This window comes from Mucilaginibacter sp. P2_D11, from assembly GCF_056404435.1.
Genome location: NZ_JBFUEA010000031.1, coordinates 14,962 through 38,636, shown reverse-complemented (window position 1 = coordinate 38,636; position 23,675 = coordinate 14,962). Strand labels below are relative to the sequence as shown.

The 23,675-nt window shown below is 49.2% G+C and carries 12 protein-coding genes and 1 rRNA gene; 4 read left to right on the top strand and 9 right to left on the bottom strand.

Features of this window, described 5'->3' with window-relative positions; translation table 11 throughout:
- A 16S ribosomal RNA gene (locus AC1DXC_RS26750) occupies window positions 1–73 on the bottom strand; the annotation flags it as partial.
- A gap of 785 nt (window positions 74–858) precedes the next feature.
- Here AC1DXC_RS26750 and AC1DXC_RS26745 point away from each other — a divergent pair.
- A complete protein-coding gene (locus AC1DXC_RS26745; protein WP_477462243.1) occupies window positions 859–2,238 on the top strand; it encodes a methyltransferase RsmF C-terminal domain-like protein in 1,380 nt (459 codons plus the stop codon).
- Window positions 2,239–2,437: 199 nt separating this feature from the next.
- Here the strand turns inward: AC1DXC_RS26745 and AC1DXC_RS26740 are convergent, their stop codons facing one another.
- The 5 genes from AC1DXC_RS26740 to dapF form a co-directional block, all read right to left on the bottom strand.
- On the bottom strand, window positions 2,438–3,676 hold the full coding sequence (locus tag AC1DXC_RS26740) for a PP2C family protein-serine/threonine phosphatase (RefSeq protein WP_477462242.1): 1,239 nt from the start codon (window positions 3,674–3,676) through the stop codon (window positions 2,438–2,440).
- 74 nt (window positions 3,677–3,750) lie between these two features.
- A complete protein-coding gene (locus AC1DXC_RS26735; protein ID WP_477462241.1) occupies window positions 3,751–4,878 on the bottom strand; it encodes a glycosyltransferase family 2 protein in 1,128 nt (375 codons plus the stop codon).
- Complete coding sequence (locus AC1DXC_RS26730; RefSeq protein ID WP_477462240.1) at window positions 4,865–5,836, bottom strand: lysylphosphatidylglycerol synthase domain-containing protein; 972 nt, start codon at window positions 5,834–5,836, stop codon at window positions 4,865–4,867. Before AC1DXC_RS26730 ends, AC1DXC_RS26735 begins: the two co-directional genes overlap by 14 nt.
- A gap of 283 nt (window positions 5,837–6,119) precedes the next feature.
- Window positions 6,120–9,017, bottom strand: a complete 2,898-nt coding sequence (locus AC1DXC_RS26725) for a DEAD/DEAH box helicase (protein WP_477462239.1) — start codon at window positions 9,015–9,017, stop codon at window positions 6,120–6,122.
- A 234-nt stretch (window positions 9,018–9,251) separates the two neighbouring features.
- On the bottom strand, window positions 9,252–10,037 hold the full coding sequence (gene dapF / locus AC1DXC_RS26720; protein WP_477462238.1) for a diaminopimelate epimerase: 786 nt from the start codon (window positions 10,035–10,037) through the stop codon (window positions 9,252–9,254).
- Window positions 10,038–10,232: 195 nt separating this feature from the next.
- Between dapF and AC1DXC_RS26715 the strand changes: the two genes are divergently transcribed.
- Window positions 10,233–11,771: a Do family serine endopeptidase gene (locus AC1DXC_RS26715; protein WP_477462237.1), complete on the top strand. Its 1,539-nt coding sequence runs from the start codon at window positions 10,233–10,235 to the stop codon at window positions 11,769–11,771.
- Window positions 11,772–11,871: 100 nt separating this feature from the next.
- The gene (locus tag AC1DXC_RS26710; protein WP_477462236.1) at window positions 11,872–12,300 is read left to right on the top strand and encodes a hypothetical protein; all 429 of its coding nucleotides are present in this window, start codon (window positions 11,872–11,874) and stop codon (window positions 12,298–12,300) included.
- Window positions 12,301–12,368: 68 nt separating this feature from the next.
- Here the strand turns inward: AC1DXC_RS26710 and AC1DXC_RS26705 are convergent, their stop codons facing one another.
- On the bottom strand, window positions 12,369–14,276 hold the full coding sequence (locus AC1DXC_RS26705; protein WP_477462235.1) for a beta-N-acetylhexosaminidase: 1,908 nt from the start codon (window positions 14,274–14,276) through the stop codon (window positions 12,369–12,371).
- Window positions 14,277–14,499: 223 nt separating this feature from the next.
- Between AC1DXC_RS26705 and AC1DXC_RS26700 the strand changes: the two genes are divergently transcribed.
- Complete coding sequence (locus AC1DXC_RS26700; RefSeq protein WP_477462234.1) at window positions 14,500–15,897, top strand: Gfo/Idh/MocA family protein; 1,398 nt, start codon at window positions 14,500–14,502, stop codon at window positions 15,895–15,897.
- A 100-nt stretch (window positions 15,898–15,997) separates the two neighbouring features.
- Here AC1DXC_RS26700 and AC1DXC_RS26695 read toward each other — a convergent pair whose 3' ends face one another.
- Entirely contained in the window at window positions 15,998–19,873 is a 3,876-nt protein-coding gene (locus tag AC1DXC_RS26695) for an NHL domain-containing protein (protein WP_477462233.1), read from the bottom strand.
- 36 nt (window positions 19,874–19,909) lie between these two features.
- Window positions 19,910–23,644, bottom strand: a complete 3,735-nt coding sequence (locus AC1DXC_RS26690; protein WP_477462232.1) for a T9SS type B sorting domain-containing protein — start codon at window positions 23,642–23,644, stop codon at window positions 19,910–19,912.
- Between the last annotated feature and the right edge of the window lie 31 nt (window positions 23,645–23,675).

The following is a 23,675-nucleotide window of genomic DNA, read 5'->3' as shown; positions in this document are numbered from 1 at the left end:
AATCCCGTCCGACTTGCATGTATTAGGCCTGCCGCTAGCGTTCATCCTGAGCCAGGATCAAACTCTCCATTGTATAATGTGTTGTTATTGATCCAGACCCTATTAAACTCAATCAATAGAAATCTGTAAAAAAAAAATATTCTCTTACATTATCCCTCTATCAATCTCAAGCTTCTTTTCCTCAGCTTAACAACCCTCCGGCCGTTACGCTGCATAATTTCATTTTCTATCTCTTTTAAGAACTTGTTCGGAATGTCTGTCGCAGACATCCTATATGCTTTTTCATCCTAAGATGATGTTGCCTTCAATATTTTGTTAGTTAAGAATTGCTCTCAACTTTTTAACGCTTTTTGCTTCCCTTATTTCTAATTTCCGCTCCCTCGTTTTGGGACTGCAAAGGTAGAAAACCTTTTGAATTTTGCAAACTTTATTATTTTATTTTTTCAAGCTTGCTTTTCATTGTACTTCCCGGCGAGCGTTACCTCGTTTGCGGGCTGCAAAGGTGCAGATTATTTTGGTTCTTGTCAAGTGAAATAATCACTTTTCTTTAACTTTTTTCTATCTGCCTGATGTTCAAAAAACAACGCCCCTTTCGTTTGAGCGGATACAAATGTAAGGAGAAAGTGCCTCTCCGTCCAAAAGAAATTTCAAATAATTAAAACAATGCTGTAACTCATTGTAAGTTAATTGCAAAGGAAGGCTATCATTGTACGTGGCAACACCTATGTGCCGGTATTAGATCATCCTGCGACCTTGTCACTCGTGCCGGAAACGCACAATACGGCGCGTCGGCCCTATGCAATTCTGCCCAAAAACACCAAATAGGCGCGGTTTTTTTTCCGTAAGTTTGAAATACATATGGACGCAAGCACTTTCCCACCACATTTTCTGGAGCAACTGAACGCCGAACCCGGCTATGATAAGGCAACTTTTATTGATGCGCACCAAAACGGCAGCTCAATTACTTCTATCCGGCTGAATCCATTTAAGCCTGCGGGCATTAAAACGGGCGAACAAGTGCCATGGTGCTCAGAGGGCCATTACCTGGATACCCGCCCCTCCTTTACTTTCGACCCATTGTTCCACGCAGGCGCTTACTATGTACAGGAGGCGTCCTCTATGTTTATAGATCATATCCTGAAAAGCATCCGCCCCGAAAAGGAAGATGCTATTAAGGTATTGGACCTATGCGCTGCCCCCGGCGGCAAAAGTACGCTGCTTAATTCGGCCTTAAATAGTTCCGACCTGCTCGTGGCGAACGAAATCATTAAACCACGCGTACCTATATTAACGGATAACCTTAGCCGCTGGGGTACCGCCAATACCATCGCTACCAATAACGACCCGCGCGACTTTACCGTGCTTAAAGGGTTTTTTGATGTAGTACTGGTTGATGCGCCTTGCTCGGGCTCGGGCATGTTCCGTAAAGACCCCGCCGCCATGAACGAGTGGAGCGAGGGCAACGTAAACCTTTGCCACCAGCGGCAGGAGCGTATACTGGCCGACATATACCCCGCCATAAAAGAGGATGGCTACCTTATATATAGTACCTGCAGCTATTCGCACCAGGAGAATGAGGATATCCTGGATTGGTTGTGCGAGCAATTTGATATGGAGAGCATCCGCATACCTATATATAAGGAGTGGGGGATAGTAGAAACCGAATCGCCTTTGCAAAAAGCATGGGGCTACCGTTTTTACCCTGGCCGGGTATTGGGCGAAGGTTTATTTGCCGCCTGCCTGCGCAAAAAGGAAAGTACCGGTGGTGCCAGCAATTATAAAAACAACGCGCAGCAGAAACTGGCAGCCGCCGAACTGGATATTGTGCGCAGCTATGTAAACCAGCCGGATAACTTCTACTACTTTAAAGTGGCCGATGACTGGCTGGCCATTAATCGCGAACACCAGGCCAGTCTTAACCTGCTGCATAAGCAGCTTTACATCAAAAAGTCGGGCGTGCGGATTGGTAAACTGGCCGGCCGTGATTTGATACCCGACCATGAACTTGCCCTAAGCCTGCTTATTAATAAGGATGCCGTACTAACTACCGCCCTAAATAAAGACAAGGCCATACAATACCTGCGCCGGGATAATATTGATATTGCCATAAATGAAAAGGGCTGGAGCCTGATGGAATACGAAGGGCTTGCCTTAGGCTGGGCAAAGTTGCTGCCTAACCGCATCAATAATTATTACCCAAAAGAGATTAGGATAGTGGCCAGCCCCCCAACCCCCTGAAGGGGGAGTTTTTGATTGGCGGGATGGTGAGTTTAATATCGAATAATGAATTTCGAATATCCAACTCCGAAGTTTTCCCCTTTTTCTTCTTCCTTCATTATTCGATGTTGGGCATTCGGTGTTCGATATTAGAAAAATACCATCATAATGACGCAAGAGTAATCTGCACACCCGCACATCTGAAATTTGCATATCTGATTTAAGATATCCTTACCGTAAGCAGGGTAATATCATCAATGGGTTTGCCTTTTATTACGGTGTTGATGTGGTTGAGTACAGCATCGTTGAAACAATCGGGCGTTAGGGTACCATTGGCCAACACAAAATCCAGCAGGTCTTCTTCGCTCCAGCTCTTTTCGCTTTGCAGTTCGTGGTCCATCAGGCCATCGGTGTAATTAAAAAACAGGCTATCGGGCTCTATATCTATCTCGCCTTCATTTAAAAAGGGCAATTCGTCGAACGCCCCTATCATGGTTGTGCCCAGCCGCAAGGGCACTGCGCCGCCATTGCAATACAAAATAGTGGGGTTGTGGCCGGCGTTGATATAATTAAGCTTGCGGGTTTTTTGGTTGAACCGGGCCAGGAACAGGGTGATGAAACGCTCGCCTTTGGTATTATGGATAACCAACTTATTCAGCCGCTCTACCAGGGTGGTAAGGTCGTCTTCTATGGCAGCAAGGCCCTGCAGGTTTGCCTGGAAGTTGGCCATAAGCAAGGCGGCCGAGATACCCTTGCCAGATACATCGGCAATGCACCATAAAAACTCATCCTCGTTAAGGCGGAAAAAGTCGAAATAATCGCCGCCGATGTTTTGGTGCGGCAGATATTTGGCACCAACTTCTACCCCTACTTCTTTATAAACCCGCAGGGGCACCAGCATATTTTGCACCTCTGCGGCCAGTTCCATCTCGCGCTGGAAACGTTCGGCCTGCAGCCGTTCGCGGAAAAGCTTCTTATTCTCCAGTGCCACCACAATTACGTTGATGAGGGTTTGGATAAAAGTAAGGTCGTTGTTGAGCATTTCGCCCGTGGTGTTGAACTCGCCGATGAGCGCGTATGCCAGGGCCTTGTTTTTATGGTATATAGGTATAAAGTATTCGTAATTGCTCAGCACCGGGTTGGCATGGTGGTGTAAGGCCGATGGCGATTTTATTTTGCTGAGGTGAGCCCAGGTGCCATTCAATACGCCGGGCGATTCTATTTGCCCGCCGTATTTAGATATACAAGTGTAAACGTTGTCTTTTGCGATAAGGAAACGGAATTTGCCTATCTGAAGGTAGTTCTGCAATATCACCTCCAGCATTTGTATCAATACCGGCGTGGACGTGTTTTTATTGATCGCCCGCGTTATCTCCAATAACGCGTTCAACTCCGACTGCCGCTTTAGCAGCAGCCTGATTAGTTCGTCTTCTCCGGAGTTATCCTGGTTGTGTTGCATTATTATAATAGGCAGCCTAAAATAATGAATAATTTATTCTAAACAGGATTTGTTTGTTTTTTGTGCTAATGATGTTATCGCACCACGCGGCCCTTCCATGCGTACTTGCGTGTATTGCCAATAAGGCCCACGTAAACAAAGTAAACTACATGTATGGGTATGAGTATAATAAGCAGCCCAACCAGGTTGGCGCGCTTAAAAAATGTGGTAATGGGTAGCAAAAATGCCGCCTCGAAAATATATTTAAGCAAAATCTGCACGCCCAAAAGCTTCAGGAAAAATACGTCATAAAAGCTTAAGCCCGCATTTACCAGCAAGCTGAGGTTGAACAGCCAGATGCAAACCGCCAGTGCCACTATCCATTTATCCTTGTATTTGGTAGATTTTGATGCCCAGCGGCGGCGTTGCTGCAGAAACTCCTGCAGGGTGTGCTTGGCATGGGTGTAAACAATAGCATCGCGGTTCTTTAAAAAGCCTATTCGGTCGGGATATTTCACCGCCACTTTTTGCAGCAGCAATTCGTCATCGCCCGATGCCAGATCATCTATGCCTTTAAAGCCGCCCACCTCGTTGAAAACATCTTTGCGGTAGGCCAGGTTAGCACCATTACAAGTTGATGCCCTGCCATTGCCAATAAAAGCCGCACCGATACCGATGAGGTATGAAAATTCGAGCGTTTGCAGCAACTCGAACAATGTCTTCTCCTCAAAATAAGTTACAGGCGAGGATATCATTACCGGGTTATGCGTTTCGTAATAAGCCACTACACTACTTAGCCAAGCCGGCCCCATGCGGCAATCGGCATCAGTGGCTACCATCAGCTCCCCGGTAGATTGGGCGATAGCTTCGGCAATGGCTTTCTTTTTATAGGAATTGAGCGGCTTATCGGCCTTCAGCTGCATCAGTTTGATGCCGTGCGCCGCATAGTTGCCGATGATTTCGGCGGTGCAGTCGGTAGAGTGGTCGTCAACTATAATCACTTCTACCAGGTGCCGGGGGTAATCCTGCGCTATGATATCTTCTATAGTGTAGTGGATGCGTTCTTCCTCGTTACGTGCGGCAATGAGTATGGTTACCTTTGTAGTAAAACTTGCACCATTTGTATCGGGGCGTTTAAGGGCGGCCCATCCTTTAATAAGGTAAGCAAGTACCAGCAGGTAAAGGCCGGTTAAAAAAAGGGAAACGATGCTATGTGCGATCAAAGAATTTGAGTTTTAGTACGAATACCGACCCTATAATTGCCGGTATGATTAAGTTAATAAGCCAGATAGATGATACCGCTGCAATGATAGCTATTTGCTGGTTGGTAATATACAAAAACAAGTGCATGGCGGTAAAGCTGCGCACGCCGATATCCAGCAGATCCAACGAGGGCAGGGCCGACTGGATAAATATGAACACCACAACGGTAAGCATCATGGGCATAAATGGCAATGCAGGCAGCAATAAATGGATAACCAGGTAATATTGGAACGAGAACACCGCGAAACGGGCCAGGCTGTAAGCGATAACCGAGCGCAGCTCCTTACCGTTGTAGCGGCCCATGATATCAAAAAAGCGGTGGTATTTCTGCAGGAATTTTATCTTATCCAGCAGCGTTACCAGCCAGGCAATGTTGAAATAGCACACCAGCAGCAAAGCCAAAAACGCAAGCGACAAACCCACAATACCCAAATACACCCATATGTTGAGGTGGAAAAATTCATAGGCGAACCACAGCGAGGCCAATACGCCCGCCACATTGGTGATAACGTTTTGCGCGAATGCGCCCACCGCCATAGCAAACACCCCATGGATGCGCTTGCGGTTGGGCAAAAACATTACGCGCCCACCAAACTCGCCGATACGGTTGGGCGTAAATATAGCCCAGGTGAGCCCGCAAAAAACGGCTTCCACTGCTTCCCAAACCGAAATGGCTACAAGCCGCTTAGAAAGATACTGCCACTTAAGGCTCTCCAGAAACCAGTTGAGGAACATCAAAAACACCACTGCGGATAGCGTTACCACCACCTGCGTGCGGCTGATGCGTGCAATCAAATCCTCAAATTGCCTGATATCGGAGTTTTTGTTGAGGAATTTATGGTAAATAACATAAAAAGCCAATGCCAGAATGGCTGCCTTAAGCAGGTAGGAAAGGATTTTCTTGGCGGTAGCTGTCAACAATAAAAATTTATGCAATGTTACGAAAAGCATCAGCAAGCTTTGAGCCCGCCTGCAAATTATACGGCGGATAGCCGAAATAATACATTTGCTTATACAAAATGGGGGAAGGATTTGTTTGGGGGGCCTTTATCCTACCACGTCATGCCGAACTTGTTTCGGTACCCCACACGGCAGGTATGGCGTATGCTAGCGGCCTTGCATAGTGGTCACTTTTATGGTGGGGTCTTGAAACAAGTTCAAGATGACGGTTTTTTATTCTGGTGTCCCCACCCACTAACCCCTACCCCAATATCTCCCTGATATCCTCCGCGGTAAGCGATTTGATGAAACTTTCCTCGGTGGTGATGAGCGACCGGGCAACGCTTAGCTTGCGCTGCTGCAGGGCCAGTATCTTCTCTTCCACGGTATCTTTTGTGATGAATTTGTAGATGAACACGTTTTTGGTTTGGCCAATGCGGTGGGTACGGTCTATGGCCTGCTGCTCAACGGCTGGGTTCCACCATGGGTCGAGGATGAAGACGTAATCGGCTTCGGTAAGGTTAAGGCCTACGCCGCCTGCTTTTATCGATATCAGGAACACCCTTGTCTTGACATCTTCCTGAAACTGTTTCACCACATCGCCGCGGTTTTGGGTGCTACCATCCAGGTACACATACGGAATGTTTTGCTGCTCCATGTGCTCGCGGTAGATGTTGAGCTGCTTTACGAATTGCGAGAAGATAAGCACCTTATGCCCGCCATCCAACACATTGGCCAGCGTATGCACCACGTTCTCGAACTTGCCCGAATCGCCCTCGTAATCCTTATCTATCATCAGCGGGTGGTTGGCTATCTGGCGCAGTTTTATCAAGCCTTGTAAAACCTGCATCTGTGTTTTGGCGTAGGTGCCGTCTTCAATGCTGCGCAGCAATTCGTTGCGGTATTCAGATTTTACCTTGTCGTACACTTCCGCCTGCTCCTCGCTCATCTGGCAGTAGAAAAGGTTCTCGGTTTTCGGCGGCAGCTCGGTAGCTACCTGCTCCTTGGTGCGGCGCAATACGAATGGTTTGATGATGGCCTGTAGCTTGCGCGCCTTTTCCTCGTCCTTTTTTTTCTCTATCGGCGTTACGAATTCATTCTGGAAATAGATCTGCGCGCCCAGTAACCCGGGGTTGATGAAGCTCATCTGCGTCCACAAATCATTAACGGAATTTTCAACCGGCGTACCGCTCAAAATCAATTTGAAGCGCGATTTCAATTGCCTCACCGCCTGGAACGATTTGGACGATGGGTTTTTGATGTTCTGGCTCTCGTCTAATATCACATAATCGAAGTAATAACCCTTAAACATCTCGATGTCTATCCGGCTGATGCCATAGGTGGTAATGACAACATCGTAATTGGCAAACACCTCGGCCGACTTATAGCGGAAGGCCCCGGTGTGCACCATTAGCCGCAGCTGTGGGGCAAATTTCTTAGCCTCGTTAAGCCAGTTGTATATCAACGAGGTTGGCATAATAACCAGCGAGGTGGCTTTGCTGCCTCCGGCCTCAGTATCCTCTTTATGCTTTTGCAGCAATGCCAGCGTTTGGATGGTTTTGCCCAAACCCATATCATCGGCCAGGCAGCCACCAAAGTGGTACTCCTTTAAAAAATGGAACCAGTTGTAGCCAGCCTTTTGGTAGGGCCTCAGGCTGCCCGCAAAGTTCAACGGCATGGGCACATCGGCGGTCTCCTCGTAATTGCTTAGCTTTTGCAATTTACGGCCCATAGCGGTTTCGGCCATTTCACCCTCCAGATCGCTTACCAGGCCCAGGTGATGACGGCGCAGCTTCAGCTGGTCGCCGCCCTCAGAAAAGTGCAGCAGGTTGCCGTATTGCGAAAACCATTGCTCGGGTATTACCGCAATCTCACCAGAGGGCAGTATGAATTCTTTTTTATGGTTGAGGATGTGGTTCTTCAGCTGGATAAATGGTATTCGGTAAGGGCCGAAGATGACCACCGCGTTGATATCGAACCAATCGTTGTTCTCTTTTACTTCAAGATCTATCTTAGTGGTGCCGAAAACGTAGCGTTTCTGGCCTTCGGGCTGCTCCAGCTCAAAGCCTTTTTCTAGCAGTTCATCGTGATGCTGGTTCAGCCACTCAAAAACCGGGAAAGCCCTGTCGGTATCGTCGTCGGCATGCGCCACCTCCAGATTTTGGAACAGAGACGAAGTGATGGTTAAGCCCATGGCTTCCAGTTGCGCCAGTTTGCCTTTTTCCCAGGCAACAGATCGCTTGATGCGGTGGAAGAGGTAATCGTCGCCATTGCGCTCCATCCGTACCGAAATATGTCGCCCATCGCCATAGGGGAAAATATAACCCGCGTATTTAAAGTAGAGCTGCAGTTGCGAGGTGCCGCCCTCTACGTATATGGGCTTCAAGAAAGCCGCCGCATCATACTTCTCGGTATTGATGGTGAAGCCCTCGGCATAAACGTTGTGCTTCTCTATCAGCGGGGCAACAAATTTTTCGAAGTATGATTGCTCGGAAGATTTAGGTATGGATATGAACCGTTTGTTTAAAAAAGGCTGCAATTTCTTGCCCTCTATCTCCTTATCGAAGTAATACAAGGTATCATCCAGGAGCATCCAGGCGGGGTGGTTGCAAATAACTTCGGCATCCTTAAACATAAACTCGATGCGCATCCCCTGGTATTTAATGGTAGGGAAGTAGCGGATCTCCTCCTCATTCCTGCGGAAATGGAACAGCACCGAAGCCGCCTCCGCCGCAATATGCACCTTGCGCCCGGCGGGATAGCCCTCCTTGCTCATCAGGTATAGCTGTTTATTGGTGCCGCCTATCAGGCCCAGAGCCTCTACTATCTTCTTTTCTATTTTCGGGCGGATAACCTCAAAAATCTGGTCGTTGAATATTTTGGCGAAATACTCGAATGGGCGGATGGGTTTTTTATAGAACCTTTTGATAACGTTCCCCTGCTCCATATCCTCCAGTATCTTGATGAGCTTGCGGTCGGTATCATCAATGCAATGACTGAATTCAACGGCAGTATTGCTGAACAGGCGCTGGTGGGTAAGGGAAAATTCACCGTTGGGGTTAAGCTGCACAATGTGCGGTTCTATCACGTACGACAGGTAATCGTGCCGGGCAATGGCATAAATAATTTGGCACGGTTTGCTGCTGTCTACGCGTAACATTAATTTGATAGGTAAAAAATTAATGAAAGCTACATCAACAAAAAATTCAAACGTAAACTAAAAAACCGAAAAGGAAAAATTTTCTAAGGAGATTTTATTAACACGACATTAAAATCGCGTCATTGCCAGGCACGAAGCAATCTCTACGTTGGACGGGCCACTTTGCAGGTCGCTCTGCTAATCGGGAGATTGCTTCGTTCCTCGCAATGACGATGTGGTTAGTCGGGTCGACAGCTATACCTCTATCTCCCCCTCAAACACCAACTCCGCAGGCCCTTCTAAAAATATATTGCTAAATTTCTCGCCGTCGTTATCAAAGCGGATATTGAGATTGCCGCCCAATACTTTTATGGGCGTGCTTATGGTGCCGAACTGCCCGTTGTGCTTAGCCATGGCCAGCGCAACCGCAGTAACGCCTGTTCCGCAGGCGTAGGTCTCGTTTTCCACGCCACGCTCAAAGGTGCGCACGAAATACCCTTCGCCGTCTTTTTCTACAAAGTTTACGTTGATGCCATCGGCTTTGTAGGTAGCGTTATTTCGGATGGCGTAACCATCGTTATAAACATCTTTTATAGCCAGGTCGGCAGCCTGTTTTACATAATGTGGCGAGCCGGTGTTGAGCACATACGCTTCGCCATCTTTACTGATGTTGGCCACATCTATCATCTGTAGGCTCACCCAATTTCCCTCTTCTGAAATTTTGGCATAATGCGGACCATCCGTCGCCAGAAAATTTGTCACATCGTATATAATGCCGAGGTGTTTGGCAAATGCTACGATACAGCGGCCGCCGTTGCCGCACATGCTGCCCTCGTTGCCGTCGGCGTTATAATATACCATCTTAAAATCATATCCGGGCAGGTTCTCCAGCAGCATAAGGCCATCGCCACCGATTCCGAAACGACGGTCGCACAATTTCGCAACCACATCCTTACTTAGCTGATTTACAACCCCTTCCCGGTTGTCTATCAATATAAAATCGTTGCCTGCTCCCTGGTATTTATAAAACTGTATATTCACGTCGTAATCGAATTAAAGTGCCATCAGCCGGGTAATGCTAACCTAAACCAACAACTATCGGGCATTGTTATTTTTTATTTAACAATTTTTAACAAAATTGCACATAACTTACCATTGTTTATATCGTCTATATGGTATTAAATTTGATTTGCGGTTGTTATACCGATAAACATAAAAGAGAAATAGGATAAAAATATGAAAAAATATCTTTTAACATTAGTAACCGCCTTTGCCGGCGGTGCCTTAGCTTTAGGCGTTTACAAATACGCAGAGAACAAATACGACCAGGGCGTTAGTTTTGAGGACAAACAAAAAGTTTATTTCGCCAGCAATAAGCCAAATGCCCCCGCGGTATCATCGGCCGGCTCGGTTGATTTTACGCAGGCTGCTGCAGACGTTACGCCTGCCGTAGTTTACATACGCACCACCTACTCGGCAAAAAGCGGCGGCAGCCAGGACCAGTTCGAGCAGATGTTCGGCCAAATGTTCGGTCAGCGCATGCGCCCGCAGGGGCCTCAGATGGCATCAGGCTCGGGCGTTATCATTTCGCCGGATGGCTACATTGTTACCAATAACCACGTGGTAGCTAAAGCCGATAAAATCACCATCACTACCAACGATCACCGCCAGTTTGACGCGAAAGTAATAGGTACTGACCCTAACACCGACCTTGCCCTCATTAAAATAAACGCCACCAACCTGCCCATCGTAAAATTGGGCAACTCGGATGCTGTGCGCGTAGGCGAATGGGTATTGGCCGTAGGCAACCCTTTTAAATTAACGTCTACCGTTACTGCCGGTATTGTAAGCGCAAAAGGCCGCAGCATCAACATCATCGGTAAAGATGATGATGACGACCAGGATTCGAACCCATTCGGCCCGGTTAACCAGCAGTCGCCAACTTTGCGTAAAGGCATCGAATCGTTCATCCAAACAGATGCGGCCATCAACCCCGGTAACAGCGGTGGTGCTTTGGTAAATACTGCCGGCGAGCTTATCGGCATCAACGCAGCTATTGCGTCTCATACCGGTTCTTACGAAGGTTATGGCTTTGCTATCCCTGTGAATTTGGCGAAGAAAGTTTTGAACGATATCAAGAAATATGGCTCGGTTAAACGTGGTTACATCGGCATCAGCTTTGCAGATTTGAGCGACCCTGAAGCTGCGCAAGGATTAAAAACCGACAAAACCAACGGCCTTTACGTAAACTCGTTAGTTGAAGGCGGCGGTGCGGAAGCAGCCGGTATAAAACCAGGCGACATCATTATCAAAGTTGAAGGCAACGTTGTTTACGAATCATCTGACTTGCAGGAGCGCGTTGCACGTTTGCAGCCGGGCGATAAAATCAACATCACCGTATTGCGCAACGGTACCGAGAAAAGCTTCGACGTAACACTTAAGGCAGAAGCAGTAACAAACAAAACTGCCGCCAATTCTAAAACAGCTTCAGAATTGTTCAACAAGTTGGGCGCAAGCTTCCAACCATTAACCCAGGCTCAGAAGAATAAATTCCATGTAAATCAGGGCGTAATGGTAACGCAGGTACGCGCAGGCGGCATCTTCGACGATACCGAAATCCCTGTTGGCTCGGTTATTACTTCTATCAACAAACAGCCTATCAACAGCGTGGGCGATATGGACGATGTAATCACCAACCTTAAAAATGGAAGGCTCATCATCACCGGCTACTACCCTAACGGCGGCAGCTTCAGCAACGTTTTCGAAATACAATAATTAGAATAAGTGATTTAATAGGAAAACCCGGTCAAAAGCCGGGTTTTTTGTTTTTATACCAAGGCCGAAACTTCAAAACAAATCCGCCTATCTTTACCGCATGAAGAAATTATTGTTGTTCGTATGCCTGTTATCGGTAGCGGGCGTTACCGGTAAAACCACTCACCGTAACGATACCATCCCGGAGTTTATGCAAGGGAAATTCAAAGATGATTACGGCATTAAGTACGAAATAAACGATACGCTATGGTTTCAGTTGCCCAAAAGCAAGTTCCGTATCATCAAATGGAACCTAAAGGAGCAATACCTGGTTGCCCGCAACGGCGATGGCAACCCTGGCGATGGCGGCCTGTACACCCGTATAGATTTTATGGAATTCAAAAACATGTCGCCATGGAAATGGGGCTATTGCCTGACGGCCTACGATGCACCAACCGATATCGCCGCCGAAGCCATGGCCAAAGCCGACCGCAAGCATCCCAAAACCGGCTGCAATGGCTTCCCTTTTTCGAGGATGAAAAATGAGTAAAACAGTTGGCAGTTCTCAGTTGGCAGTAAGCACCCTGCCAACTGAAAACTGTGAACTGCCGACTGAAATTAATTCCCCGCTCTTTTCTGTAAATCCGCAACGGGCATAATCAATATGCGGCCAACCTGCGTTTTACCTTTGTAGGTAACCACCTTCAGTTGCGTTGCATCAATCGGTACGGCCAGCGTACTGGTGTACTTGGGGTAAAACCTATCCGGCGATGAGTTATCGAAACTGTAATAAATATCCAGCCCTGGCACTTCCGGCGTAAGGGATACGCTCAGGCTTTTATCTGCGTTGCGTATGGCCTTAAAGGTTGGGTCGTAAACGCTTGGCGAATACTTGGTTTCGCTGAGGTTGAAACGCTCGAACTGCCGCTCTACCTTAGGGAAGAAAGTTAAAAAGTTTTTCTTAGTCTTAGGCGACCATACCGATTCTGACACTGCCAAAGCCCTCGGCCATATCATATACTCTACCTGGCGGAAGTTGTACACCTGCTCGGTCCAAAGGTTGGCTTGGCCCCCTTTTATCAGTTTTGCATCAACGCTATCAGGCACGGGTTCAAACTCGTAAGTTTTGTTTAGGCGCAGGGTGGCGTACACCGGTGGCTCGGTAATGCGGTCGCTCTGCATATAATCCAGGTACACGTAGGTGGTAGGGCTCATCACCACCTCGTGGCCAAGCTTAGCGGCATCTATGCCGCCCTTTATGCCGCGCCAGCTCATCAGGGCCGCGTTGGGGCCAATGCCGCCCTCCAGTATCTCGTCCCAGCCCATAAAGCGCTTGCCTTTGCTTTCTACTATTTTTTCAAGGCGCTTTTCAAAATAGCTCTGCACCTCTTCCATCGTTTTGAGACCTTCTTTCGCCATCAGTGCTTTTACATCGGGGCTTTGTTCCCAAAAATTCTTGGCGCACTCGTCGCCACCCAGGTGCATATAAGCAAAGGGGAACAGCTGCGCAATCTCGCCCACTACTTTATCCAAAAAGTCGTAAGTGTACTCGCTGGCGGGGTTCAGGGTATTATCTACCAACGCGGGGTGGCCCGGTTTAGACCAATCCATTATCTTCTCGCCAGATCGTACCATATATTTATCAGCTCCCGGCGTAGCCGACAGCTGCGGATAGGCGACAACAGCAGCCAGGCTATGGCCCGGCACATCCACCTCAGGCATAATATCTACAAACCTGTCTTTGGCGTATTTTACCAGCTCGCGTATATCGTCCTGCGTATAAAAACCGCCATAGGTGCGCGGCTCATCGGGTTTTGGTGGAATAAAATCGCCGAAGGCGCCTTCGCGTTTAACGTTAAATGCGCCCACGGTGGTTAAGCGCGGTAGGCTTTTTATCTCTATGCGCCAGCCTTCATCATCCGTAAGGTGCATGTGCAGCAGGTTGAATTTGTACTTCACCATATCATCGATAAAATGCTTCACCTCCTGTTTGGTAAAAAAGTGGCGCGACACATCAAACATCAGGCCCCTCCACTCAAAGCGCGGGTAATCGTATATATCCACAACAGGTACTGTCCAGGCAACGTTTTTGGCAACCTCCAGGCCTTCAATTTCCTTTGGCAGCAATTGCATCAGCGTTTGCACGCCATAATACAAACCCGCCGGCTTGTTGGCGCTTATGGTGATGCCATGGGCTTTCACCGAGAGATTGTACCCTTCTTTGCCTAAAACAACATCAGCTTTTTTATTGATCACCAGCTTAATGGCTGCATTCGTGCCCAGGGCTTTTACCACCACGGTTTTACCGGCAGCGGTGGATAGTTTGTTCTTCAACAAATCCAATATGGGGTTAATTTCCGGTGAGGCCGTGGCTTGCACTACCACAATTTTGGGTAACGTAAACAGCCCGGCGTGCTTCGTGATTTTTACCGGCTCGGGGATAATAGCGATATCCGGCGAAGTTTGCTGCGCAAAACTTAAGGAGCCGATAAGGCAGGCAAATACCAATAACGAGATTTTTTTCATGTGAGATACTAATGGTTTACAAAAGGGGTAACAGCATGCAATTTATCACTTTTTAAATAATATTAATAAGTTTTTATTTTAGTAGATTCCAATGTTTTAAGTGCCGCATATTATTGCGAAAAAAAATTGATGATTAGGCTTTTTTATTAACTTGCCTTCCATAAATCTGATGATTGCGCCTGCAATCCGCACAACCAATTTATTAAGCTTAATTAATTACGCCATGTCGACAGACCGCAGAAAATTCCTTAAACACCTGGGCACCTCCGTGTTGCTTACTTCCGCTTCGCTTACCAGTTTTGCTGCCCGCGAGGAGCAGGAAATTCGCACCTTGCGCGCCCAAAAACGCGTTGGCCCCAACGATAAAATCCGTATTGCAACCATAGGTATGGGCATTATGGGTTTTAACGATACCAATGCGGCGCTAAGCGTGCCCGGCGTGGAGCTGGTTGCTGCATGCGATCTGTACAAGGGCAGGTTGGCGCGCGCCAAGGAGGTTTATGGTGCGGGATTATTTACCACCGAAGATTACCGCGACCTCATCATCGATCGTAAAGACATCGATGCAGTGATCATAGCCACCAGCGATAACTGGCACAGCCAGATTGCCATAGATTCGATGATTGCGGGAAAAGCGGTTTACAGCGAGAAACCCATGGTGCACCAGATAAGCCAGGGCCTTGCCGAAATAAAAACACAGCACGATACGAAGATGGTTTTCCAGGTGGGGAGCCAGCGGGTAAGCAGCATTGCATATAAAAAAGCAAAGGAAATGTATGAGGCAGGGGCCATCGGCAAGATAAATTCTATCGAGGCGTCCTTTAACCGGCAGGATGCTCTGGGCGCATGGCAGTACACCATCCCGCTGGATCAATCGGTGCAGAACGTTAATTGGGCGCGGTTCCAATCCAACGCCAAGGTTAAATACGATTATGACCCAAAGCGCTTTTTCCGCTGGAGGAATTATCGCGAATATGGCACCGGCGTTGCGGGCGACCTTTTCGTGCACCTGCTTAGCGGTATCCATTTTATCACCGGCTCTAAAGGGCCCGAAAAAATATACTCTATCGGCGATCTCTCCTACTGGAAAGATGGGCGCAATGTGCCCGATGTAATGAGCGCAGTTATACATTACGGCGAAACCAAAGAGCACCCGGCTTTCCAGGTTACTTTGCGCGTTAACTTTGCAAGCGGCGACGGCGGATCGAGCACCACAAAAATAACAGGGTCCGAAGGTGTAATTGACCTGGGTGGCGAAGGCGAAGGTTTTACTATCCGCAAGAACAAAATGACGCAGGCCCCCGGGATAGGCGGATGGGATTCGTTATTCACCTATACCGAGGCGCAACAAAAAGCCTTAATGGATGACTACAATAAACGCTACACCGAGGCACAGAGAACAAGGCAGAAATTCCCCGACGTTGTTTATCGTGCGCCCGATGGCTATAACGCCTCCAACGATCACTTTGCCAATTTCTTCGACTCGGTACGCAACGGCACCAAAGTGGTAGAAGATGCTGTGTTCGGTTTCAGGGCGGCTGCGCCGTGTTTGGCATGTAACGACAGCTACTTCGAGAACAGGGTTATCCGTTGGGATGCAGAAAACATGAAGATAGTTTAAGGATGGTTTAATATCGAACACCGAATGTCCAATTTCGAATAATGAAGGAAAAAAACTTCGATGTTGGATATTCGAAATTCGGTGTTCGACATTCTTTTTTTTATTTCAGGATAGTTACCCAACCGGCCAAAACGCTGCGGAAGGTGTGCGTATCAATCATGTAGTAATACGTACCAGCAGGCAATGCGCTTCCCTGATAAGTACCATCCCATGGTTTGCCATAACCGGTGCTTTGGTATAGCAGCTTTCCATTACGGTTAAATATCGATACGGTGCTGAAAGGGTAGTTTTTCAACACGGGTATTTGCCAGTAATCGTTTATGCCATCGCCATTCGGCGTAAAAGTATTGGGAATAGTTACAGCGCAGTCACCATCGGACAATACACGAGCGATGAAAGGGTTCGATTTAGTAACCGGGTTGATAACGCATTTGCCCCCGCTGCTCATAAGGCAGGTAACCACATCGCCATCGGCCAGGTTGCTGGTACTAAAAGTTGCGCTGTTGCCGCCCGCATTATTGCCATTTACCTGCCATTGGTAACGCGGACTGCCGGGACCAGGCTGCACATTTTGGGTGATTGCGGTAAAATCCAACCGGCTGCCCCGGCAAATCGGATCGGTATAAGAGGCGAATATCGTCACCGCTGTAGTAACCGATGGAGTAGCCTTAATAGATACCGCTGCCGATGGAGCCGAAGTAATAGGCGCGCAACCATCGCTATTGGTAACCGTGCAGGTTATCTTATCCCCGGTGGCAAGTTCTGCGCTGGTAAACTCCGCACCTCCCTTGGATTTCTCCACACCGTTCACATACCATGTATATACCGGGTTAAGGCCTCCGTTTTGTGCCACAGCAGTATAAGTAACCGGGAACCTTTCGCAGGTGTCTATAAATCCCGGACTTACGACAACCGTTGGCGTGGGCAGTTTTTTGGCGGTGATGGTGAAAGTAATGCTGGCGTCGTCAAACGGGCTCAGGTTATCATGCGCCGTAAGCACCAGGTTAACCGTTTGTCCATCGCTTAATACGGTGCCCGCAGCAGGCGTTTGCGTAAAGGTAAAGCTACTGGCGCAACTGCTTTTTGCGGTCGCTGTTTTGGTATAATCTGCAACTACAGCCGGGCAAATATCCAGATAGGGGATAACTACGGGGTTGTAAGTGCTGGTTATAGTAATCGGGCTGGTTATTGCAACCGGGATATTCTTTTTTGTTTTGTTGCTGTAGCTGGTATTATCAAAGTAACCCGCCACGCCGCTGCCTGCAATGGTGCTAACCATGCCGGCAGGGGTAATCTTCCGGATGCGGTGGTTATCCTGATCGGCAATGTAAAGGTTGTCCTGCGGATCTATACCGATGCCTTGCGGGTTATTGAAGGATGCCACGGTTGGGCCATCACCGTCGACCGCGCCTATACGGCTTGCACTGCCAGCGAATATTGAGAGCGTGCCATCAGGCGTAATTTTATAAATCTTAGGTTCGGTAGATCCGATGAAGGCATTGCCTTTGCTATCCACCACCATACGGGTAAAATGCAGCAGTGGGTCGGTTTTCCGATAGATGGTGGTTACTGCCGCCGCCGGGGTTATCCTGCGCAGGGTATTGATATCGTTACTATCAAAACTGCTTGCGTAAAGGTCGCCATTGGCTGCAAAATACAGGCCGCTGATACCATTGAAATCGGCAGCGGCGCCCGTTCCATCTGTTATCTGCTCTTTGCCACTTCCCGCAAAAACTACCGCAAGCGTGCCGTCGGGCGTTATTTTATAGATACGGGTTTTATCTGATACGTATATATAGCCCGCCTTATCTACAGCCACGGCGGTGCTGTACACCGGGTCGAAATCGTTGAAGGGCAGCAACTGGTCGTACGCAAAGGTGCTCACTGTACCATCCGGTGTCACTTTTCTAATGAGCGCGTTGCCCACATCGCATACGTACACGTTTCCCTGCGCATCGGTTGTAATGGTGAGCAGTTCTCGGCTAAAGCCCGCTATTTTCGATTTCCCGTCGGCTTTGCCGGGTTGCCCGCTGCCGGCAAGCGTACCAACACGGCCATCGGTACCGATGCTCCTGATGCGGTAATTCCCCTTATCAGGTATATACACCTTCCCTGATGCCGCATCGAATACGATATTCGATGGATAATTAAATTGCGCACTAAGCGGGTCGAACGGATCGGGGCCGAAACTGGATGTAATCACTGCCGTTTGCAGCCCCACATCGGCGCAGGCATAATCACTTTTATCTAATGTGGATATGCTTTTTTGCAGATTGTGTTCGGGCGTGATATCGGCGAGCTGCTCCGGCGTTATCGTCACTTTTCCGGTTTCATCCAGCGGAATCATAACCGGGTTGGCTTTAGGTTTGATATCCGGGTACACCACTACGGGCGGCACCTCGGTAATTACCAGTTTTTGCGATGCCTGCGGCGCGTCGTAGAAAAACGGGTCGCCTTTTTGGTCGGCGTAAATATAGACGGTGCCCGGGCCAAGTATATGCACCTTTCCATCGGCAATAGATGCTATGCTGATGTCGCTGGTGCTTAAGGTATAAGGTAATGAGGGGTTGCTGCGTGTTACGTTTACCAGGAAGTCGGGGTCGGTTTCTTTTTTGGTGGGTATTGAATCCAGCGTTATGGTTTGCTGCCGGCGCGTAAATTCATTCACCTGTATGCTTACAGAATATTGCCCCTGCCCTTCGGTATTATAACCTACAACGGTGTAAAGGGTAAGCGGCGAGGGCTTGGTAGGCGTACCGCTGATGGTGCCGGTAGTGGCATCGAAAGTTAGGCCCGGTGGCAAAGCCGGGAATATCTGGAAGCCTGTAGTACACACCTTCCGTATCAGGTTGTTGCCTGCATCGGCCACGTATAAATATCCTGCATCGTCAAGACAAATGCCCGATGGTTTATTAAATAATGCCGCTTGCCCAACGCCATCAACCGGCCCGGTTTTACCTTCGTTGCCTGCAAGCCAGGTTACGGCGTTTTCGCGCACGCCATACCTGCGTATCAGGTGGTTACCCTGATCTGACAGGAAAACCGTGCCCGCTTTAGCGATGGCTATCCCGAATAAGTATTGGAACACCGCTGTTTTTGCATCCCCATTAAATGCCCCACGCGAGGTGTTAACTCCAAGATAAGTACTTACCACGGCAGATGGTGTTATTTTCCTGACCAATTCACCATCTACCACATAAAAATTCTCGTCAGGGCCAACGGTAATACCCGTTATTGCGCCAAATTTTGCTTCTTCGCCAGGTCCGTTAAAATCGGCCAGAGGGCCCCTTCCCTGGCCTCTGCCTGCAAAACTGGTAAGATACTGCCCCGGCAGCTGCCGAACACGCAGGTTATAGCTATCGGTAATAAACAGGGTACCGTATTTATCTATGGTGATGCCGGTAGGGAAATTGACGATATTGTTAGACATGCCCGCAACCCCGGGGGTACCGGCGTAAACGCTAACTACCCCCGCAGGTGTAATCTTACGGATGAGTTGGTTTTGCTGATCTACTACGAATAAATTCCCCGCCGCATCCAGCACCAGCCCCGTGGGGTATGCAAATTTTGCCGCCGTGCCCGTGCCATCAGTATAGCCCTCTGCACTGCCGCCGGCCAACGTGATAACTGTGCCGTCGGGCGCTATCTTACGAATAGCGTTATTGCCGGCATCGGCCACGTATAAATTACCCGCGGCATCCAATTTAATATCCATGGGCGAATTAAAGCTCGCCAGCTTTCCCTTACCGTTTACCAAACCGGCATTGCCCGAGCCCGCAAAGGTGGTTACCTGCCCATAAACGTTTGGCGGCACCGGCCCGCTGGTTGGCCTGAAGTTGGGTGCTAACGGCGTTATGGGCGTGCCCATGTAGTACTGCTGATCGGGCAAATCCCTAAACCGTGGCAATTGCGCAAAAGCATGCCCCGCCGCCAAAAAGGCAGCAACGCAAAAGCTCATGTGTTTTATCCATCTCACCAGCCTGTTTTAAGCATTTTATGATTTGCCCCGCATTTATCTCAGTATCGTTATCGGGCCGCTAAGGGGTGGGCGGCCGGTCTTTAGGTTTATCATGTAATAGTAGGTGCCGGCTGCCAGTTTTTTGCCGTTTAAGGCCCCGTCCCACATTTTGGCGTAACCAATAGAGTGATAAACCAATTTGCCGTAACGGTTAAAAATCGAAAAATCACAATCGGGGAAGCTGCTTAGCTCGGGTATTTCCCATAAATCGTTTACGCCATCGCCATTCGGCGTAAAGGCAGTAGGTATTTTTATGGCACATTCAGCATCGGTTTTTACCCTTATGATGATAGGGGCGGATGATACCACCGGGTTGATGGCGCATTTGATGTTGCTGGTCATCTCACAAACCACCTCGTCGCGGTCAACCAGGTTATTGGCGGTAAAAACGGCGCTATTACTACCCCTCGGCTCTCCGTTAACTTTCCACTGGTAATTTGGCACATTGCCCAAAACCTGGGCATCGTTGCCCGGGCTTGCCGTAAAGGTAACCGCCACGCCGGGGCATATGGCATCAGTAAGCGAGGCCGAAACCGTTACCGAAGTAAGCACCGATGGGTCGGTAGAAACTGCGTAAGCCGCAGACGGGTCTGAATCTACCGGTTCACAATAATCATGATTGGTTACTACGCAGGTTACTCTATCGCCGGTTTTGAGGGTGCTTGATGTAAAATCTTTCCCGCCTGTGTATGCCATTATGCCGTTTACCTGCCAGTTATAAACGGCGTGCGTGCCTTCGCCCTGCGTTGTTGCCGTAAACGATATAGGGCCGCCATCGCAACGGGCGGCTGTGGTTGGCACAATAGCTATAGTTGGTTTAGGCAGTGCGATGGCCGTAACGGTAAAGGGCATTTCGGTTGTTTGGCCAAGGTTATCCTGCGCAATCAATTTTACCGCAACAGTTTGGCCTATGGCTAGTGGCGTGCCTGCCGCCGGCGTTTGGGTTATGGTTATTTTGTTGGCGCAGGTGCTTAGGGCTACGGCATTGGTACTGTAATCGGGCAGGTAGGCCGGGCACCTTAACGCAGCCGGAATCTCTACGTTATTCTGCACGCTGGTAAACGCCAACGCGCTTACTATGGTTACCGGTACCGTAACCTTGGCGGCATTACTCTTGTTGGTATTATCCTTTGGCCCGGGTTTGCCGCTGCCTGCAATAGTGGTTACTTTACCGGCCGGCGTAATTTTGCGTATGCGGTGATTGTCAGAATCGGCAATGTAAAGGTTGTCTGATGGGTCGATACCGATGCCCTGGGGGTTATGGAACCTGGCTTTCTGTAAGTTGCCATCTGCGAATCCTTCCGAAGAGCCGCCGGCATAAATTGAAAATTGCCCATCCTGCGTAATTTTATAGATAACCGCGCCGGTGGAACCTACAAAGATATTCCCCTTGCTATCAACCACAAGGCGGGCAAAACCGGCAGCAGAGGGCACGATATAAATAGGTGTGACTACGCGATTTGGCGTTATTTTATAAACGCCGTTGCCATTATTATAAGCGTTGGTGCTTACGAACATGTTGCCGCTTTTATCGAAAGTGAGACCCGTTATCCCGGCAAAACCGCTTGCAAATGGGGTAACGGTGCTGCCATCAAGCGATACCTTGAATATGTTTGTTTTATCGGCAATGAAAATATTGTTTGATGCATCAATGGCAATCGACTCGGGCGTGAACGTATTGCCGCCGTTTGCAGCCCTTAGTGCAGGGCCCGCAAAAGTGATGGTAAGGCCTTCGGGGGTTATGCGCCTTACGGCGTTGTTGAATACGTCGCACACGTAGGTGTTTCCCTGCGCGTCGTTGGCTAAAGAAAGCAGGTTGGCGCTAAAGCCAACGTTTGCCCCAATTCCTTCGCGGTATCCGTTTACGCCGCCGGCGAGGGTGGTAACGCGGGTATCGGTGCCGTACTTCCTTATCTTGGTAAATGCCTGGTCTGATACATACAGCGCGCCCGACGAAGCATCGTAAGAGATAGCGCTTGGTTCATCAAACTCGGCGTTCAGCGGGTCGGCAGGGTCGGGGCCGTAGCCTGCGCCAATAGTTATCATTTGCTGGCCCAAATCCTCGCAGGTAAATTCGGCGGTTGGCCTTATGGTAATGGTTAAAGGCGGGGTTTGCGGCCCGGGCGTAATTTTGGCCAGCTGTTCTGCCGTTAAGGTGTAGTTGCCAAAGTTATCTAAAGCAAAGGTAAAGGGCCCGGGCTGGGCTTCAACGGTTGGCTTGGCAAAATCGGGCTCGGGTGCAACTTTTATCTCCTGCGGAACCGGCGGGGCCGCATCATAGTCGGTATTGCCGGCTTGCATGGCAGTAATGATAGCTGTGCCGGGGCCGGTTAAATGTATTTTGCCGTTGGCAATGGTGGCGACGGCAAAATCGCTGCTGGTATAGGTAATGGGGATGGTTGGGTTGGTGCTGGTAGCGCCGGGCAAAATATCCGGATCGCCCACTGTTGCATCGGCCAGCGCGCCAAAAGTTATCGTTTGAGGTTTCAACTGCGCTTCGCGCACCTCCAGCGTGAAGGTATAGGCGCCTTTGCCCGAAGTATTATAGGCCAAAACCGAATAATTGGACGTCTGTATCTTCGACAACGGGGTGCCGCTTATCTCCCCTGTAGCGCTATTGAACGTAAGGCCCGGCGGCAAAGCGGGCGAAATGGTATAGCCGGTTGTGGTTATTTTGCGTATGACGTTATTGCGTTCGTCGGCAACGTATAAGTTGCCCAGGTTATCTATTTCAATGCCTGCCGGGCCGTTGAGGGGGCCGCTGGCAATGTTCTCTACGATATTGTCTGTACCCAGCCGCCTGATGATGCCGCTGCCATAATCGGCCACGAATAGTGTCCCCGCAGCATCACGCACGATACCGGATGGCAAGCTGAACCTGGCGCTGAGGAAAAGGCCATCGAAAGTGCCGCTGAAGAAACTACCCGCTACGGTGTTTACGTTATTGTCATCGTCTATGCCGCGGATATGTGAATCGTCGCCAACGTAAAGAAGGCCACTACCGCCAAAATATAGGGCAATCGGCGCATTCAGCTTTGCCGCGAGTCCCTGCCCATCTACCCAGCCGGCCGTACTGCCTGCTATCTCGGCCGCGGTGCCATCCAGCCCGAGGTGGCGTATGCGGTTGTTGCCATAATCGGCAACATACAGCCCGCCTGTTTTATCAACCGCAAGGCCGGTTGGCTGGTTGAAACGCGCAAATGAGCCTTGCGAGTTTACCAGGCCCGATGCGCCGGGCAAACCGGCTATAGTACTAACCGTACCTGCGGGGGTAATCATCCTGATGGTGTGGTTGTTCCGGTCGGCAACAAACACGTTGCCCAACTTATCAATAGTTATACCGGTTGGCGCGTTAAATGTGGCAATAAGATAGGCTCCATCTGCCGAACCTACGGCCCCTGTGCCCGCAAAGGTAGATACGTCGCCCGCAGGCGTTATCTTTCGTATTTTATTGTTGCCGGCATCGGCCACATACAAATTGCTTGCAGCATCAAATTTAAGGCCGAAGGGAGCTTTAAAACTAGCTTGCAGTCCGTTTGCATCGGTAGCGCCGGGCGAACCGCTGCCGGCAAAGGTAGTTATCTGCCCAAAAATGGTTGCAGGCACCGCGCCGCCCAACTGGGTTGGTATCAGCGGGGTTATGGGCGTGCCCACTTTAAAGGAGTTTACGTCGGGGTAGCTTATTTTGGGTGCCTGCCCATAACTCCGACTTACGGCCATAAGGGCCATTATGCAGATAGCGATATGGGATATCCGTTTC